The sequence below is a fragment of the Cohnella sp. GbtcB17 genome, assembly GCF_019091135.1.
Lineage (GTDB): Bacteria > Bacillota > Bacilli > Paenibacillales > Paenibacillaceae > Cohnella.
The window spans coordinates 144597-159802 of sequence record NZ_JAGXJW010000010.1; the positions used below are offsets into that span (position 1 = coordinate 144597).

At 59.2% G+C, this 15206-nt stretch carries 15 protein-coding genes and 1 pseudogene; 7 read left to right on the top strand and 9 right to left on the bottom strand.

What is annotated here, in order from left to right; all coding sequences use genetic code 11:
• Nucleotides 1-4: 4 nt before the first annotated feature.
• Nucleotides 5-1459, bottom strand: coding sequence for a circularly permuted type 2 ATP-grasp protein (locus KVT38_RS07810; RefSeq protein ID WP_217593123.1), 1455 nt, complete (start codon nucleotides 1457-1459; stop codon nucleotides 5-7).
• Between the two features lie 488 nt (nucleotides 1460-1947).
• On the opposite strand from KVT38_RS07810, the gene KVT38_RS07815 reads away from it, so the two are divergent.
• Nucleotides 1948-2841 (top strand): cation diffusion facilitator family transporter, encoded by an 894-nt coding sequence (locus tag KVT38_RS07815; RefSeq protein ID WP_254639067.1) that lies wholly within the window; start codon nucleotides 1948-1950, stop codon nucleotides 2839-2841.
• A 343-nt stretch (nucleotides 2842-3184) separates the two neighbouring features.
• Here the strand turns inward: KVT38_RS07815 and cyoD are convergent, their stop codons facing one another.
• From cyoD to KVT38_RS07840, 5 genes are all read right to left on the bottom strand, one after another.
• A complete protein-coding gene (gene cyoD, locus KVT38_RS07820) occupies nucleotides 3185-3526 on the bottom strand; it encodes a cytochrome o ubiquinol oxidase subunit IV (protein ID WP_217593125.1) in 342 nt (113 codons plus the stop codon).
• A 1-nt stretch (nucleotide 3527) separates the two neighbouring features.
• On the bottom strand, nucleotides 3528-4148 hold the full coding sequence (gene cyoC / locus KVT38_RS07825; RefSeq protein WP_217593126.1) for a cytochrome o ubiquinol oxidase subunit III: 621 nt from the start codon (nucleotides 4146-4148) through the stop codon (nucleotides 3528-3530).
• Nucleotides 4148-6106: a cbb3-type cytochrome c oxidase subunit I gene (locus KVT38_RS07830; protein WP_217593127.1), complete on the bottom strand. Its 1959-nt coding sequence runs from the start codon at nucleotides 6104-6106 to the stop codon at nucleotides 4148-4150. The genes cyoC and KVT38_RS07830 overlap by 1 nt, the downstream gene beginning before the upstream one ends.
• Before the next feature lie 13 nt (nucleotides 6107-6119).
• Nucleotides 6120-7118, bottom strand: coding sequence for a ubiquinol oxidase subunit II (cyoA, locus tag KVT38_RS07835; protein WP_217593128.1), 999 nt, complete (start codon nucleotides 7116-7118; stop codon nucleotides 6120-6122).
• Nucleotides 7119-7381: 263 nt separating this feature from the next.
• Entirely contained in the window at nucleotides 7382-7621 is a 240-nt protein-coding gene (locus KVT38_RS07840) for a hypothetical protein (RefSeq protein ID WP_090116116.1), read from the bottom strand.
• Nucleotides 7622-7965: 344 nt separating this feature from the next.
• On the opposite strand from KVT38_RS07840, the gene KVT38_RS07845 reads away from it, so the two are divergent.
• Both KVT38_RS07845 and KVT38_RS07850 read left to right on the top strand, forming a co-directional pair.
• A complete protein-coding gene (locus tag KVT38_RS07845; RefSeq protein WP_217593129.1) occupies nucleotides 7966-8295 on the top strand; it encodes an HAAS domain-containing protein in 330 nt (109 codons plus the stop codon).
• Nucleotides 8295-9206, top strand: coding sequence for a DUF4097 family beta strand repeat-containing protein (locus KVT38_RS07850; protein ID WP_217593130.1), 912 nt, complete (start codon nucleotides 8295-8297; stop codon nucleotides 9204-9206). Before KVT38_RS07845 ends, KVT38_RS07850 begins: the two co-directional genes overlap by 1 nt.
• Nucleotides 9207-9317: 111 nt before the next feature.
• Here KVT38_RS07850 and KVT38_RS07855 read toward each other — a convergent pair whose 3' ends face one another.
• Nucleotides 9318-9977 carry a YfbR-like 5'-deoxynucleotidase gene (locus KVT38_RS07855; RefSeq protein ID WP_217593131.1) on the bottom strand — a complete coding sequence of 220 codons (660 nt, stop codon included), beginning with the start codon at nucleotides 9975-9977 and terminating at the stop codon, nucleotides 9318-9320.
• Nucleotides 9978-10228: 251 nt separating this feature from the next.
• A complete protein-coding gene (locus KVT38_RS07860) occupies nucleotides 10229-10570 on the bottom strand; it encodes a winged helix-turn-helix transcriptional regulator (RefSeq protein WP_217593132.1) in 342 nt (113 codons plus the stop codon).
• Between the two features lie 153 nt (nucleotides 10571-10723).
• Here KVT38_RS07860 and KVT38_RS07865 point away from each other — a divergent pair, with 153 nt between their 5' ends.
• The 4 genes from KVT38_RS07865 to KVT38_RS07880 are packed head-to-tail and all read left to right on the top strand — an operon-like array spanning nucleotide 10724 to nucleotide 14861.
• Nucleotides 10724-12286, top strand: a complete 1563-nt coding sequence (locus tag KVT38_RS07865) for a spore germination protein (protein WP_217593133.1) — start codon at nucleotides 10724-10726, stop codon at nucleotides 12284-12286.
• The gene (locus KVT38_RS07870) at nucleotides 12279-13469 is read left to right on the top strand and encodes a Ger(x)C family spore germination protein (protein ID WP_217593134.1); all 1191 of its coding nucleotides are present in this window, start codon (nucleotides 12279-12281) and stop codon (nucleotides 13467-13469) included. Before KVT38_RS07865 ends, KVT38_RS07870 begins: the two co-directional genes overlap by 8 nt.
• Nucleotides 13466-13681, top strand: a complete 216-nt coding sequence (locus KVT38_RS07875) for a hypothetical protein (protein ID WP_217593135.1) — start codon at nucleotides 13466-13468, stop codon at nucleotides 13679-13681. The genes KVT38_RS07870 and KVT38_RS07875 overlap by 4 nt, the downstream gene beginning before the upstream one ends.
• 22 nt (nucleotides 13682-13703) lie before the next feature.
• Entirely contained in the window at nucleotides 13704-14861 is a 1158-nt protein-coding gene (locus KVT38_RS07880; protein WP_217593136.1) for a GerAB/ArcD/ProY family transporter, read from the top strand.
• Between the two features lie 90 nt (nucleotides 14862-14951).
• Here the strand turns inward: KVT38_RS07880 and purT are convergent.
• Nucleotides 14952-15206 (bottom strand): annotated as a pseudogene (purT, locus tag KVT38_RS07885) (phosphoribosylglycinamide formyltransferase 2); the annotation flags it as partial.

Genomic DNA, 15206 nt, shown 5'->3' on the forward strand with positions numbered 1-15206 from the left:
ACGATCAAGCTAATACCCAAGTATCCTTGCAGCCGCCCCCCTGGGACGAATTGACGACCAGCGAACCTTCCTTCATGGCGACACGGGTAAGCCCGCCGGGCAGCACATGCACGCGCTGGCCGTTCATGAGCGCGAATACGCGAAGATCGATATGCCGCGATACGAGGCGTCCGTCCACGCAGACCGGCGCGGTGGACAGCTTGATCGTCGGCTGCGCGATATAGTTGTCGGGATCGGCTATAATCTTCTGCGCGAACGCCGCGCGCTCTCCCTCGGTGGACGAGGGACCGATCAGCATGCCGTAGCCGCCCGACAGCGACGTCTCCTTGACGACCATCTCGTCCAGCCGCTGCAGCACGTATTCCCTTTCCTCAGGGCGACTCATGAGGTACGTTGGTACGTTGGAAAGGATCGGCGTCTCGTTCAGATAATAGCGAATCATGTCCGGCACGAAGGTATAGATCGCCTTGTCGTCGGCCACGCCCGTGCCAGGCGCGTTCGCGATCGCGATGTTGCCGAAGCGGTAAGCGTTCATCAAGCCGGCGACGCCGAGCATCGAATCCGGCCGGAAGGCGAGCGGGTCTAGAAAGTCGTCGTCAATTCGCCGGTACAGGACGTCCACCCGTCTCTTGCGGCGCGAGCTGCGGATATAAATCTTGTGGTCCTCGCACACGAGGTCGCGCCCTTCCACCAGCTCGGTGCCCATCTGCTGCGCCAGAAACGCATGCTCGAAATACGCCGAGTTGAAGCTGCCTGGCGTCAGCAGCGCGATGACGGGATCGCTCTTGTCGGTCTGGGCCATGGCCCGCAGGGAGGACCGGAAGGCGTCGAGCGTACGGTCGATGCCGCGGACGGCGTGCGAGAAGTACAGCTCCGGGAAGTCGTGGGTCATAATCGATCGGCCCTTGAAAATGTAAGAGAACCCCGAAGGCGAGCGTAAATTGTCCTCCAGCACGAAGTAATCGCCCTTCTCGTCGCGGATCAGGTCGATGCCCGAAGCCGTTACGTAAGCGCCGCCCGGCACGGACAGACGCATCATCTCGCCTCTGAAGTAGCGGTTGCCGAGCACCATGCGCCTGGGAATCAGTCCGTCCTGGAAAATATGCTGCTCGTGGTAGACGTCCTTGACGAACGCGTTCAGCGCGCGCACGCGCTGCGAGACGCCGCGCTCGATCGTCTCCCACTCGGCGCCCGGAATGATGCGGGGCACGAGATCGAACGGAATCGTGCGCTCCAGCGCCTCGGACTGGCCGGGCTGCGACAAGGTGAAGGTGATGCCCTCCTCCAGCAGCCGGCGGTTCATCTGTCGCTGCCTGGCCGCACGCTCGTCGATGCTGAGGCGCGAGAGAATGGCTTGAACTTTTTCGTAATGGGCCCTGACCTGCGTTCCTTCGAACATCTCGTCGTAAAACTTGGAGGCCGGAGGCGACAGCGAGGTGATCGCGTTCCATAATTCCATGACTGCGGCTCCTCTCCGCGCGGAACGCGGAGGAGAAGAGCCATTCCTCCCTTCGGGCGGGGTCCGGCGATAGGCGTGCTGCCTGTCGGCAACCATTGTTACAAGAATCATATGCCCGCGCGTATGACATGTCAATATTTTTTACATAAAAGAAACAATTTTAACGAATAATATGACGCGTATATATCTCAAAACGTCATAAATGAGGGGATTTTATACAACTAAAGGGACTCAAAGTGCAAACTCACGAATCAAAACCCGAACAATATATGCACTTATTCGTTTCATATAACGCAAACCTGACACGAACATATTTAAAAAGACTGCCAGTCGAAGATCTCACCTACTGCGCGCAGCTGCGGCTCTTTCTTTTTCTCATCGGATTCGCTCGCTCCCCTCCGATATCAGCTTCATTTTCCGAATTAGGCATCCCGCTCGGCGCTATGATAGAATATCGGAACAATGATTGGCAAAAGGAGCCACCACCTTTGACCTCTAAAGCAAACGCAGGGCTGCGGTCCATCTGGATCAGCCTTGTCAGCAACATCGCGCTCACCATTCTAAAGATCGTCGTCGGCCTGCTCTTCGCGAGTCCGGTGCTCGTGGCCGACGGCATTCACAACGCCGGAGACATCATCGCCACCATAGCCGCGCTGACCTCGTCCATGGTGTCCAAGAAGCCGGCGGACGACGAGCACCCTTACGGCCACGGCAAAGCCGAAGTCGTCGCCTCCGCGCTCGTCGCCATCATCCTGGCGATCGCCGCGCTCTGGATCGGTTATCATGCGGTCCTGACGCTCCGCGAGCCGCCGGCGAGCGAGAGCCTGCTGCCGCTCGCCGCCGCCGTCGTATCGCTCGTCTGGAAACAAGCTCTGTACCTATACACGATCCGGGTCGGCCGGGCCGTCAACAGCAAGAGCGTGCTCGCCACCGCCTACGATCATCTGGCCGATGTTTATGCCTCGTTAGCCGCGGTAATCGGGATCGGTCTCGCTTATATCGGCGAGCGTCTCGACTGGTCCTGGGCCGCCTACGGCGACCCCGTAGCGGGCATCGTCGTATCGCTGCTCGTGCTTAAGCTGGCCTACGAGATGGGCACCGACGCCATCGACATCCTGATGGAGCGCAACGTATCGCCAGTCAAGCTCGCGCAGTACGAGAAGCTGATCGCCGGCGAGCCCGAGATCAAGCGCATCGACCGAGTTCGCGCCCGCGAGCACGGCCACTACATCATCGTCGACGTTCGCGTCGGCATACCGAGTCACTATACAATCCAGCAAGGCCACGACATCGGTCGGGCGCTCAAGCGCTGCATCATGGACAGCGACCCCGACGTCGTCGAGGTGCTCGTGCATATGAACCCGTGGAACGAAGGCGAATAAGAAGAGGCTTATGAGCGAAAAAGTACGTTCCTGTAGAAGGCACATTGGGCATCAGGCCACCCTGACGGTCGGGCCCCGCTCCTGCAACCGCGCTTTTCCCGCTTGCAGCACGCTCCGCCGCCCACGGCGCCCCTGTAACGTTGCTTTTCTCGCTTACAGCAGCGGCCTGCTCCTGCAACCGTGCTTTTCTCGCTTGCAGCACGCTCCGCCGCCCGCGGCGCTGTTGCAACCGCGCATTTCTCGCTTACAGCACGCTCCCCCTTTCTGATCAATTCAAAAAAGAGAGCAGCCCGTCGGGCTGCTCTCTCGTTTCATTCAACACACCGCATATTCCGCGGAAAAATCAATGTGCCACCATATTGTACTTCATGATCCAGATGGAGCCGGCGACGATCGTCAGGACGATGACGAGACCGAGCAGCAGCGTCATCAGGTTGTAGCGCGGCTTTTTCTCTTCCTTCAAGTGCATGAAGAAGAACAGCTGCACGACGAACTGCAGGACGGCCGTCACGAGCAGGACGACGTCGGCGGCGTTGCCGGTTACGATGTCGTTCAGCACGAGGATCAGCGGGATCGCCGTCAGAATGAGCGACAGAACGAAGCCGAGCACGTAGGATTTGAGCGAGCCGTGAGACTCGTGCGCGTCGGCGCCGTGCGAAGCGTGCGTGTCATGATGCTGCGCCATCTTACCTCACCCCCATCATGTACACGATGGTGAAGCGGAAGATGCAGCGGACGTCGAGAAAGTGTGAGTACAAGCTGATGTTGCCGATCTTGCGCTTGGTCACCGGCGTAATGCCGCGCTTCGCCACTTGCAGCATGAGCGCGACCATCCAGATGAGGCCGATGGAGACGTGGATGCCGTGCGTGCCGACAAGCGTATAGAAGGCGGACAGGAAGGCGCTGGTCGAGATCTTGGCGCCCTCGTCGATCATCTTGAGGAACTCGGTCACTTCGAGCGTGATAAACGATGCGCCCAGCAGCGCGGTGACGATCAGCCAGCCGATCAGGCCCTTCTTGTCGCCCCGGTTCATGGACAACACGGCCAGACCGCTGGTGAAGCTGCTGGTCAGCAGGATAAACGTCTCGGCGATGACGCCCGGCATCTCGAACAGCTCGGCGCCGGTCGGACCGCCCGCCGTGTTGTTCATGAGCACGGCATACGTCGCGAACAGCGTGCCGAAGATAATACAGTCGGTAATGATGAAAATCCAGAAGCCCATCGTCCGAAGCGCTTCGAGGTCGTGATGGCCGTCATGGCCGTGATCGTGGTCGTGCGATGAATGATTAGCCGCGACATTCGCCATTAGACAACCCTCCCCGCTTTCGCTTCGGTCTTCTTAATCTCGTCGACCGTTACGTAATAATCCGTGTCGTAGTTAAACGAGTGATACAGCATCGTAGCCGCGATGCCGATCGCGCCCGGCACGATCAGCCACAGCCAGTCGAAGACGAACCCGAAGCCGAGGATGAACCAGAAGAGCGACATGACGATCGGCGTGCCAGAGTTCTTCGGCATGTGAATCGGCTCGTACTTCGGCGGCGGATCCTGAACGCCCTTGGCGGCCAGCTCTTTGCGGCGCCACCAGTCGTCTCTGCCTTCGACCTTCGGCGTGATCGCGAAGTTGTAGAACGGCGCCGGCGAAGGAATCGACCATTCGAGCGTGCGTCCGCCCCACGGATCGCCCTTGACGCGCTCCATGAACTTGATGCTGTGCAGAATCTGCCATACCTGGAACAGGAAGCCGATCCCCATGAGGAAGCCGCCGATCGTGGAGACGAAGTTCCAGCTCCACCAGCCGGTGTCCCAGCTGTACGAGCTGACGCGGCGCGTCATGCCCATGAGGCCGAGCACGTACTGCGGCATGAAGCAAACGTAGAAGCCGATGTTCCACAGCCAGAACGCCCATTTTCCAAGCTTGTCGTTCAGCTTGAAGCCGAACACCTTCGGCCACCAATAATACAGACCCGCGAAGTAGCCGAACACGACGCCCCCGATGAGCACCTGGTGGAAGTGCGCAATCAGGAAGTAGCTGTTGTGGAACTGGAAGTCGGCCGGCGCGACCGACAGCATGACGCCGGTCATACCGCCTACGACGAAGCAAGGAATGAAGGCCATCGTCCAGAGCATCGGCAGCTCGAACGTAATTTTCCCCTTGTACATCGTAAACAGCCAGTTGAACACCTTGACCCCCGTCGGTATCGCGATGATCATCGTGGTGACGGCGAAAAACGCGTTGACGTTGGCACCGGAGCCCATCGTGAAGAAGTGGTGAGCCCAGGTGAAGAACGAGAAGATGCTGATGCTCATCAGCGCGAACACCATCGAGCCGTAGCCGAACAGCCGCTTCTTGGAGAAGGTGGCCACGATCTCGGAGAATATGCCGAATGCCGGCAGCACGACGATGTAAACTTCAGGGTGCCCCCACATCCAGATGAGGTTGATATACATCATCGGATTGCCGCCCATGTCGAGCGTGAAGAAGTGGGCGCCGAAGTAACGGTCGATGAAAAGGAGCGCCAGCGTCACCGTCAGAATCGGGAACGCCAGGATGATCGTCAGACAGCTCGAGAGGACCGACCAGGTGAACATCGGCATCTTCATGAGCTTCATGCCCGGCGCGCGCATCTTCAGAATCGTGACGATAAAGTTGATGCCGGTCATCAGCGAGCCGATACCCGAGATCTGAATGCCCCAGATATAGAAGTCCTGACCGACGCCCGGACTGAACATCTTCTCGGAGAGCGGCGGATAAGCCAGCCATCCGGCCTCCGGCGAGCCGCCGATGACGAACGAGACGTTGAACAGCATCGCGCCCATAAAAAACAGCCAGAAGCTGAGGGAGTTCAGCAGCGGAAACGCGACGTCGCGTGCGCCGATCTGTAGCGGCACGGTCAGGTTAAACAGGCCGAACATGAGTGGCATTGCCATGAACAGAATCATGATGACGCCGTGCGTGGTGAAAATATCGTTATAGTGATCGGGCTTCAGAAACTCCATGCTGTCTGGCAGCGCCAGCTGCGTCCGCATGAGCAAGGCGTCGACGCCCCCGCGGAACAGCATGAGTAGCGAGGCGATGACGTACATGATGCCGATCCGCTTGTGATCGACGGTCGTCAGCCATTCGCGCCACAGCCAACCCCAGCGCTTGAACGCGGTGAGCGCGACGACGATGGCGACCATCGTCAGTCCGATCGCGACGTCGGCGCCGTAGATGAGCGGGTCCCCCGTCACGAAGAAATCGGATAGCTTGGTAATCTTCAATCGGGTCCCCTCCTTAATGTTGATGCGCGGCGCCGCTAACGTCCGTGTCGGACATATCCATGCCGCTCATGTCCGGCTCGCCGTTCGCAGCCTGGCCGCTTGCGGCCGCACTGTCTTTGAGCGGAGCCGCTTCGCCTCCGCCGTGATGATGGCCCGAGCCGTCCACGACATACTTGTTGACGATATTGTCGAACAGGCCGTTCGGGAAGGCGGAGAACGAACGCACCAGCGAAGTCTCCGGCTGCGCGAGCTCGTTGTAGCCGTCCTGGCTCATCGCCGGGTACGACTGCTTGACGTCCTGCACCCACTTGTCGAAGTCGGCTTGCGACGTCGCCTTCGCGTTGAAGGTCATCTTGCCGAAGTATTCGCCGCTGAAGTTCGCGCCCGTACCGAAGTAATCGCCCGGCTCGTCCGCGATCAGATGCAGCTTCATCGCCATGCCCGACATCGTATAGATCTGTCCGCCGAGCTGCGGGATCCAGAACGAGTTCATCGGCGCGTCGGCCGTCAGTTGGAATTGAACTGGAACCTTCTCCGGGAACTGCACGTAGTTGACCGTAGCGATGCCTTGCTCCGGATAAAGGAAGAGCCACTTCCAATCCAGCGCCACGACCTGGATCGTGATCGGCTTGTTGTCCGAAGCGATCGCCTTGGACGGCTCCAGCTTGTAGCTGTATTGCACGGTGACGATCGCGATCAGCAGGATGATCAGGATCGGGATGCCCCACCAGATGGTCTCAAGCTTCGTGCTGTGATCCCATTCCGGCTGGTAAGCTTCCTTCTTTTTGCTCTTCGCCCGGTACTTCCAGGCGATCCAGAACGTCAGAATAAGGACGGGCACGATAATAATGAGGCATAGCCCCGTCGTAATATAGATGAGATCAAGCTGATGCTTGCCGATCTCCCCCTTGGGATCAAGGACGACGACGTCGGCGCAGCCCGACAGCAGGAACGTCATCAGCGCCAGCGGCAGGAAGGCTGCCGCCCGCAGGAACCACCCTTTGTACTTCATTTGCTCACACTCCTTGATTGCGGCTTGGCGCCGGGCCTGCGGCTGCTCTCGTCAGAGCTCCGCGCTATGTCATTAACATATCAAAATCCGGCGGCCACGGCGCTGCTGTTAACAAATGCGTCAATGTTTGTTTGATATTTAGCAATAAATTGTTCACCAATTCGACCTTTGTTCAAACAAATGCAACAAAAAAACTGCCTCGCGCGGAGAAGTCTCTCTGCGCAGGCAGTCTTTGGCGAATCGGGCGCTTCCGGCGGCGCCAATCAGGCGAGGTCTTCGACCTTGTCGAGGCCTTCCGGCTCAAGATCCGACTTCTTCATCATCAGCGGCGCGGCGACGCCGAACAGCAGAATCTGCAGGCCGCCTACGAGGAAGCCGATGCCGATCATCAATCCAAGGTTGCCGTCGTTAAATTCGTTCATATTCAATGCGCTGCAAATGACGCCGAATGCAATAATAACCGCCGCCGTCCATTTTAACGCGATCGTCATGTCTTTTCTCATTCGTGAACAGCTCCCTTCACTGGAAACGCTATCTGTGAACATTCTATCACAAAATTGTGACAAAATATAGTCAAAAACCGCCTATTTTAAATTTTCTCCTGCGCAGGACGGCTTCGATTCAACTTTCAAGCTGCCGCTTCACGCTTGCCCTTCCCTTTACCCGGCCGAAAAGGCTTCCAAACGAACCCATTCGTGCTGGCGGTCCGCTTCCCGTCTCTTCCTGGACTTCGGACGGAGCCGCCTTCCAACCGGCGTCTGTTCCCCGGCGCCCCACTTCAATTTATAATGAAGCGGCAGGCTTGGAATTATGCAGGCCGCTTACCGCTTAGAAATGGGGAACGAAATTGAACGAAAACAGATCGGCTAACCCGGCGGCGGGCGCGCTGCTCTCGCTGCTCGGCATCTTCGCCATTCCGCTCGCGCTCGCGCTTTGGGCCGTAATGTCCGCCCTGGCCGCGGCCAATATCGCGCTTATCGCCGCTCCGGCGGCGGTCCTGCTGGACTGGGCGCTCAGCGGAGAACGATACCCGGCAACCTTGTTCGCCAGCTTGGCGGCGACGGGCCTTGGCATGCTCGCCGCGCTCGGTACGGTCGCCGCTTTCAAGGCAGGCATTCGCTGGACGGCCGGCGCACTGGCTTGGTCCGGCCGCATTCGGAAAGGAAGGGCTTTATAATGAGAAAAGTATCCTGGGTAACGATCGCAATCGGACTTATCCTCATCGGCTTGGGCGGCGCGGCCTATTACAAATTCCATTTTTCCGATCCGCTGACGGCGCACTCGCAAACCTGGACGTTCGATGAAGGAGAACTTCGGACACTGGAGATAGACGGAGATGCAAAAAGTCTGGACGTCCGCTTCGTCGAGAGCGCGGACGGCAGCAACACGGTCACGCTGAACGGCAAAGAAGAGAAAGAGGTCATCGATAGGCTGTCCGACGTGACCGTGCAGGACGGCAAACTCAAGCTCGATCTGGATGCGAAGGGAAGATGGTTTAACATGGACTTCGACTTCGCGAGCCACAAGCAGACGATCGTCGTCGCGCTGAGCGGTTCCGGCAAGCTGGACGAAGTTACGGTCAAGTCGGATTCGGGTTCCGTGACCGTGGATGGCCCTCAAGCGCAGAAGGTCGAGATCCGCTCGGACTCCGGCTCGCTGCGGGCGTCCAACATCGATGCGGGCATGGTCGAGCTCAAGGCCGACTCCGGTTCGGTGAAGCTCAGCGCCGTTCAGGCGGAGCAGTTGAAGGTGAAGACCGACTCGGGCAGCATTCAAGCGGACGGCGTGACGGCCGACACGACGACCTCGTCCGCCTCCGGTTCGGTCCGGATCGCCTCCTTGACCGGGTCGGCTTCGATCAAGACCGATTCCGGCAGCGTCCGGCTGTCCAAGACGGACACGTCCTCCGCCGACGTCTCCACCGACTCCGGCAGCGTTCGCGTCGAAGTGCCCGCGGCCTTCGCCGGTCGCTACGATCTTCGCTCGGACTCGGGCTCGATCCATTCGCCGGACTCGCCCGGCAGCACGAACGACACGATCAAGGTGCGTACGGACAGCGGCAGCATCCGGGTGCAAACCGCCGAATAACGCACAAATGAAAATAAGCTGCTCTCCGTCGCTACAGTGACGAGAAGAGCAGCTTTTTTTTGCGAATGATGCGCAAGCTTATGGGGTCCTTCCGCCACCCTCATCGCTTCTTCATGCCGGATACGGTTGCGACGGCGACGGCGCGGAAGCCAGCGCTTCTTCGGTAATCTTGCGGATATCGATCGGCGACATCGACTCCTCGCTCACGAGGTCGGGCAAGATGCAGTCGAAGAAGTAGTCCACGCACTTGAGCGGTATGCTGCGAATCTTAAGGAGCGCATACCGGTACATCGACACGAATTCCTGTTCCGTGTTGCCCCGCTGCAGCTCGGAGAACGCCTCGTACACCTGGTCGAGCTTGTCGGCCGCCTCCAGAATCAGCCCTTCGATCGACTGATCCTTCCCTTCGCGCAGCTGCTCCTGAAAGATCGCCTTGAACTCGCGCGGAATATGCTCCTCGATAAAATTATGGATCATGCCCTCCTCGACGCGCTGCAGCAGCGTGCGCAGCTGCATGGAGGAATGCTTGACGGGCGTTTTAATGTCTCCGATAAAAATTTCTCCGTAATCATGGCTGCTCGTGATCCGGTACAGCTTTTTCCAATCGATGACCGCGCCCTGCTGCTCCTCGATATCCGCGAAGGTCTTCGCATACTGAACGACCTTCCAGGAGTGCGCGGCGACGCTGTGTTCCTCGAATTTGAATTTGCCCGGGCAGCGAATGATCCGGTCGAGCACGTCCAGCGATCTGAAGTAGGCGTGAATTCCCATGGCGGGCTCTCCTTTTTTTGATCGGGATTGTCCGGTTTTTGCGTAAAATGACGTCGGGCCGCAGCTCTATTGTAGCTTGACATTGTAAAGCCAGAATTACCGGCGTATTAAAACGCCGGCTCGTTTATGAACGAGCGCGCAGGGAGCGGCAGAAAAACAAAAAAACCGCGATGCGTCGGCGCATATCGCGGCAGGCTTATACGATTATGAGGCGTCCTCCCGTCAACGGGACGACGGACGCGCTTCATCGGTCAATGCGTAGCGGATTGGTGGCTCTCGCCCCATTCCTTCAGCAACAAGATGACGGGCACTAACGTGCGGCCGTAGTCGGTAAGCCGATAGCCGATCTTGGGCGGCGTCTCCTGGTAGACGACGCGCTGCACGAGGCCCTCGCGCTCCAGATCGCGAAGCTGCAGCACCAGCATGCGCTGCGTAATGCCGGGAATCATCCGGCGCAGCTGATTGAACCGCGCTTCCTGTTGAATAAGCTGATAGAGAATGACGCCCTTCCACTTGCCTCCGATAACGCTCATCGCCGTGCCGACGGGGTTGGTTGCCGTTTCGTTCGCTTCAAATTTAATAGTTTGCAACATAAAGGTGCCTCCTTGTTACGGTGCTCGGCCGTTTACATATTCTTTTTATATCACTTGTTACTGAACAAATTCTGAAAAAGCCGGCGGATGCGAAGATTGGGTTCGTTGCATACTATTGTCAGCGACTGCGGACAAGGAGGAGGCGATACCCGCATGCTCAAACGTCTGATAAGAGCTTGGCTCCGTCATTCGCTTCAAAGACGCGCCCCCCAACCTGCGGAGGGCGGCTTTGGCGGGCGATTGGCCGCGCAGGGCGGTTCGCGCCCCGCTTCGGGAGATCCGCTGTCCGCCCTCCTTAAGGCGTTCGAGCGTTCCGAGGATCTGGTATGCCAGCCGCTCTCCGCAGGCGGCGTAGCTTGCACGCTCGTGTACTTCGAGACGATCGTCGACAAGAACACGCTGTTCGCGCATCTGATCCGGCCGCTTCGGGAGCAGTCCGACCTCGCGGCCGAGGCGCTGCTGGACGGTTTGGTCGGCGGCGCGCTCGTCTCCGTCCAGACTGCCCGCTGCCGCGGTGAGGACGAGGCCGTCGCGGCGCTGCTGGAAGGGCAGGCGGCGCTGTTCATCGAGGCCGGAAAAAAAGGAATTTGCCTTTTTCCCGTTACGCAATACAATGACCGTTCCGTTTCGGAATCCCAGCACGAGACGGTCATCGTCGGGCCCCAGGAAGCGTTCGTGGAAAACGTGCGCACCAATCTCGCGCTCGTTCGCCATAAGCTGAAGCATCCCGATTTTAAAGTAGAGAAATATACGTTCGGACGGTTCACCAAAACGGACAGTTTCCTCGTTTACATCGAAGGGGTGTGCAACGGGGACGTGCTGCGCGAGGTAAAGGGGAAGCTAGCCGCCACGGACATGAGCAGCGCGCTAGGCGCCAGCTATATCGCAGAACAGATGCAGGATATGCCTTTTTCCCCCTTTCCGACGGTTCAGTACTCGGAGCGCCCCGATACGCTTGCCGCCGCGCTGATGGAGGGACGGATCGGCATGATGATCGACGGCACGCCGCAATCGATAATCGTGCCCGTCACCTTTTTTTCGCTCATGCAGTCGGCGGAGGATTACTACCAAAACTTTATGGCATCGACCTGGATTCGGTGGATCCGCTTGTTTTTCGTCGCGATGTCCTTTCTCGTCCCTTCGGTGTACGTGGCGGTCACGACCTTCCATCCGGAGATCGTGCCCGCGAACCTGCTGCAGACGATTACGGCCGCCAGAGAAAACATCCCGTTCCCCGCGCTGGCCGAGGTGCTTATCATGGAGCTGATCTTCGAGGGGCTCCGGGAGGCCGGTATCCGAATTCCGAGACCACTCGGGCAGACCGTATCGATCATCGGCGCGATCGTCATCGGACAAGCCACCGTGCAGGCCGGCATCGTGTCCGCCCCGACCGTCATCGTCGTGTCGATTACGGGCATCGCCTCCTTCGTCATCCCGCACTTCGAGCTGGGTCTCGCGTTCCGCCTGCTCCGGTTTCCGCTGCTGCTGCTCGGCGGACTGCTCGGCATGGCCGGACTCGTCACGGGGTTGTTTCTCCTCTTCTGGCATCTGGTGTCGCTTTCCTCGTTCGGCGTGCCGTATATGCACCCCGTCGCGCCGCTGTCCGTGCGGGATTGGAAGGACACGTTCATCCGCATCAACTGGACGCGGATGAGGCTTCGCCCCGAAGCGTATCGCCACCTGGATGCCTCCGAAAGGCTGCCTGGCCATGAGTAGGCGCCGGCTCGCCCTGCTCGTCTCCGTTCTGCTCGCCATGCCGCTCTCGGGCTGTTGGTCCAAAATCGAGCTGAACGACCGCATCTTCATCACGAGCGCCTACATCGACTTGGGCGAACGACCGGGCGAGATCGTGCTGAGCATAGGATCGCCGCTGCCCAACCGGATGGGCTCGATCGGCAATAGCGACACGGCTCCTCAACAGGGCAAGTCGTACACCTCCCATACCGCGTCCGGCCATACGATACCGGACGCGCTCGACAAGATTCAGAGCGACCTGAGTCGCAAGCTTACCTGGGGACAAACCCGCGCCGTCGTCGTCAGCGCGGACTTCGCCGCGCAAAGGGGCCTGCAGGACGTGCTGGAATGGGCCTCTCGCAATCCCTTTTTTCCGTTTCGGGCTTACGTGTACGTGTCCGAAGGCCCTGCCAAAGAAGTCATGGAGCTGACACCCGTCGACGAGAGAGCCCCGGCCGAAGTGCTGCGCAAGTTCGGCAACCGCAAGTTCGTCGGTCAAGCGACGATCAAGGACCTGGCCGTCGACAGCGCCGCCGGCGTCGGCACGACCGTTCCGCTCCTTAGGACCGGGCGAAGACCGCTCATCAGCGAAAACAATAAGGTCAGCCCCTGGACCGGGATCGCAGGTACGGCAATGATTCAGAATATGCGCATGACAGGCCGGTTGGACATGGATGAAGCTAAAGCCGTCAGTTGGGCGGAGGGCAATCTCGCGGCGCCGATGTACGACATGCTCACAGGTAAAGAGAAGTTCGATTATAGGCTGAACCGTCTAAAAAGCAAGGTGTCTCCCGTCGTCTCTTCGGCCGGCGATATCGTCTGTACGGTTCAACTCAGCGCAGAGGCTACGCTCGAATCCGCATTGAGCGGCGAGGACATATCCGATCCGGCCGCCCTGCACCGGCTGGAACGTCAGATGAACGAAGCCATCGCAGCGAGTCTGCAAAGCGCGCTTGAAAAGTCTCAATCGGCCGGCGCGGATATTATGGAGCTTGGCGCGCGGCTGGAATGGCGATATCCCCGCCTGTGGGCGAGTTTGAAAAACAAGTGGGCGCAGGTATACGGCAAGGAGGTTCGATTCAAGGTGAAGACGAACATTCGCGTGACCCATTTGAATGGGGAGCATAAACCAATGTGGACGATTCTGGAGGATCAATCCAAATGAAGGCGGCATGGCTGATTATGGCGGGGATCGCGGCGTTCCAGCTCTACCGGCTTCGCTCGGAGGACAGGCGGGTACGCTTAACGACGATGGCCGCCTGGCTGCTCAGCATTGGCTACGCGGGATTTGCCGCATTCGCCGAATGGCTTCCGCTGCCGGCTTGGATCATTCGAGGATTGTTCGGCTGGGCGGACGCGCTCTTGCATTTTAATTGAGGAGTTGGGAGTCGACCGAAGCATGAAACCCCTGAAGTTCGTTCATCTATGGCGGATATACGCGCTTCATCTGATCGCTGCGCCCATCGTCTTCATGCTAAGCCCGATGTACGCGCTCGGCGGATACCTAGGCTGGATCGCTATACCTATCGGCGGTTTCGCCAGCCTTGCCTTCGCCTTCTGCTCCATCCGCATCGCTCAAGCGTTCAAAGGGCGGGAGTGGACCGAATACGGCCGAAGCGTTGTCGGCCGCTGGCCTCACTTCTTCTTTTCCGCGCTCCTGTTGCTCTATTGCCTGACGATAGCCACGCTGTGCGCGACGGCCTATTCGGACCTGTTCATCTCGGTATATCTGGAAGGGACGCCGACGCCCGTCATGCTGGGATGCTTTCTGCTGTGCGCGGCGCTGGCCGCCCGCTCCGGCATCCGCTCGATCGCGCTGCTCAGCGACGGCTTCTTTCTCTCTGTGTTTGCGACGATGCTGCCCGTCCTTTTCGTGCTGCTGTTCAAAATGAAGTACAGCATGATCGTCGCGCTGTTTACGCACTGGTCGGCCTCCAAGCTGGCCGCGTCGACGTTTTTCGCCATCAGCTGGCTGAACGATCTGTCCCTGATCTTTCTGCTCGCGCCCTATTTCGAAGTCGATCGGAAGCCTCTTCGCAAGCTTGCATCCCTGCAAACGCTGATCGTCGCCGTATTGGTCGCCTATTGGCTCTCCTGCCTGCTTCTGTTCGGCCCGAGGCTCGCGGCCAACATGTCTTATCCGCTGCTCGAGGCGGTCCGCTTCATCTCCTTCGGGGAAGTCCTGGAAAACCTCGACCCGCTGCTGATCGGCATCTGGTCCGCCACCCTGCTCATTAAGACGGCCGTCCTGCTGTTCATTGCAAGCCGTATCGTCAAGCGGTGGGCTGGCACCCGATCCCATCGGCCGCTCACCTTCGCTTTGACCGCTTTCGTTTTCGCCTGCGCCTATCAGTTCTCCCGCTTCCCCGCGGAATTCGAGAAATTGCCGATGATGCCGTCGTTTCAAATCTTCGCTTGGCTCGTTTTTTTGACGCCGACGATTTATTGGACGGTCGCCAAACTTAGAGGGCTGCTCGGGACGGGACATGCGGAGGGAAGCGGGACACGCGGAGGACGAGGCGAGAAGAGTGGGCCGAGCCGGAATGCCGACGGGTGAAAAAAAGCCCGAGCCGGCCGCATGCTTGCGGCTTGGCTGGGGCTTTTATGTCGGCGGTGCAAGGCGAGTGGGTTAGGCGGATCGAGCGCGTCAAGCTCGGTCGAGCTTTAATTTGCCCAGCGCCTCGGTCGCCCGCGAGCGCGCCTCGAGCACGGTATCCGCGGCGGCCAGCGCCACGGCCATGCGGCGGCCGGGCTTGGTCACCGGCTTGCCGAAGACGCGCACTTGCGTGTCCGGCAGGGCGAGCGCCTCCGCGACGCCATCTAGGCGATAGTCGTCCCAAGCCTCCAGCGCCTTGAGCGGACGGCTCGCGCCCGGCGAAGCCAGCTTGATCTCGGGGATCGG

Bases quoted from the DNA above. Each gene is read 5' to 3' on its own strand.
- KVT38_RS07810 (WP_217593123.1), bottom strand. From the start codon at position 1,459: ATGGAATTATGGAACGCGATCACCTCGCTGTCGCCTCCGGCCTCCAAG.
- cyoD (WP_217593125.1), bottom strand. From the start codon at position 3,526: ATGGCGCAGCATCATGACACGCACGCTTCGCACGGCGCCGACGCGCAC.
- cyoC (WP_217593126.1), bottom strand. From the start codon at position 4,148: ATGGCGAATGTCGCGGCTAATCATTCATCGCACGACCACGATCACGGC.
- cyoA (WP_217593128.1), bottom strand. From the start codon at position 7,118: ATGAAGTACAAAGGGTGGTTCCTGCGGGCGGCAGCCTTCCTGCCGCTG.
- KVT38_RS07840 (WP_090116116.1), bottom strand. From the start codon at position 7,621: ATGAGAAAAGACATGACGATCGCGTTAAAATGGACGGCGGCGGTTATT.
- KVT38_RS07850 (WP_217593130.1), top strand. From the start codon at position 8,295: ATGAGAAAAGTATCCTGGGTAACGATCGCAATCGGACTTATCCTCATC.
- KVT38_RS07855 (WP_217593131.1), bottom strand. From the start codon at position 9,977: ATGGGAATTCACGCCTACTTCAGATCGCTGGACGTGCTCGACCGGATC.
- KVT38_RS07860 (WP_217593132.1), bottom strand. From the start codon at position 10,570: ATGTTGCAAACTATTAAATTTGAAGCGAACGAAACGGCAACCAACCCC.
- KVT38_RS07865 (WP_217593133.1), top strand. From the start codon at position 10,724: ATGCTCAAACGTCTGATAAGAGCTTGGCTCCGTCATTCGCTTCAAAGA.
- KVT38_RS07870 (WP_217593134.1), top strand. From the start codon at position 12,279: ATGAGTAGGCGCCGGCTCGCCCTGCTCGTCTCCGTTCTGCTCGCCATG.
- KVT38_RS07875 (WP_217593135.1), top strand. From the start codon at position 13,466: ATGAAGGCGGCATGGCTGATTATGGCGGGGATCGCGGCGTTCCAGCTC.
- KVT38_RS07880 (WP_217593136.1), top strand. From the start codon at position 13,704: ATGAAACCCCTGAAGTTCGTTCATCTATGGCGGATATACGCGCTTCAT.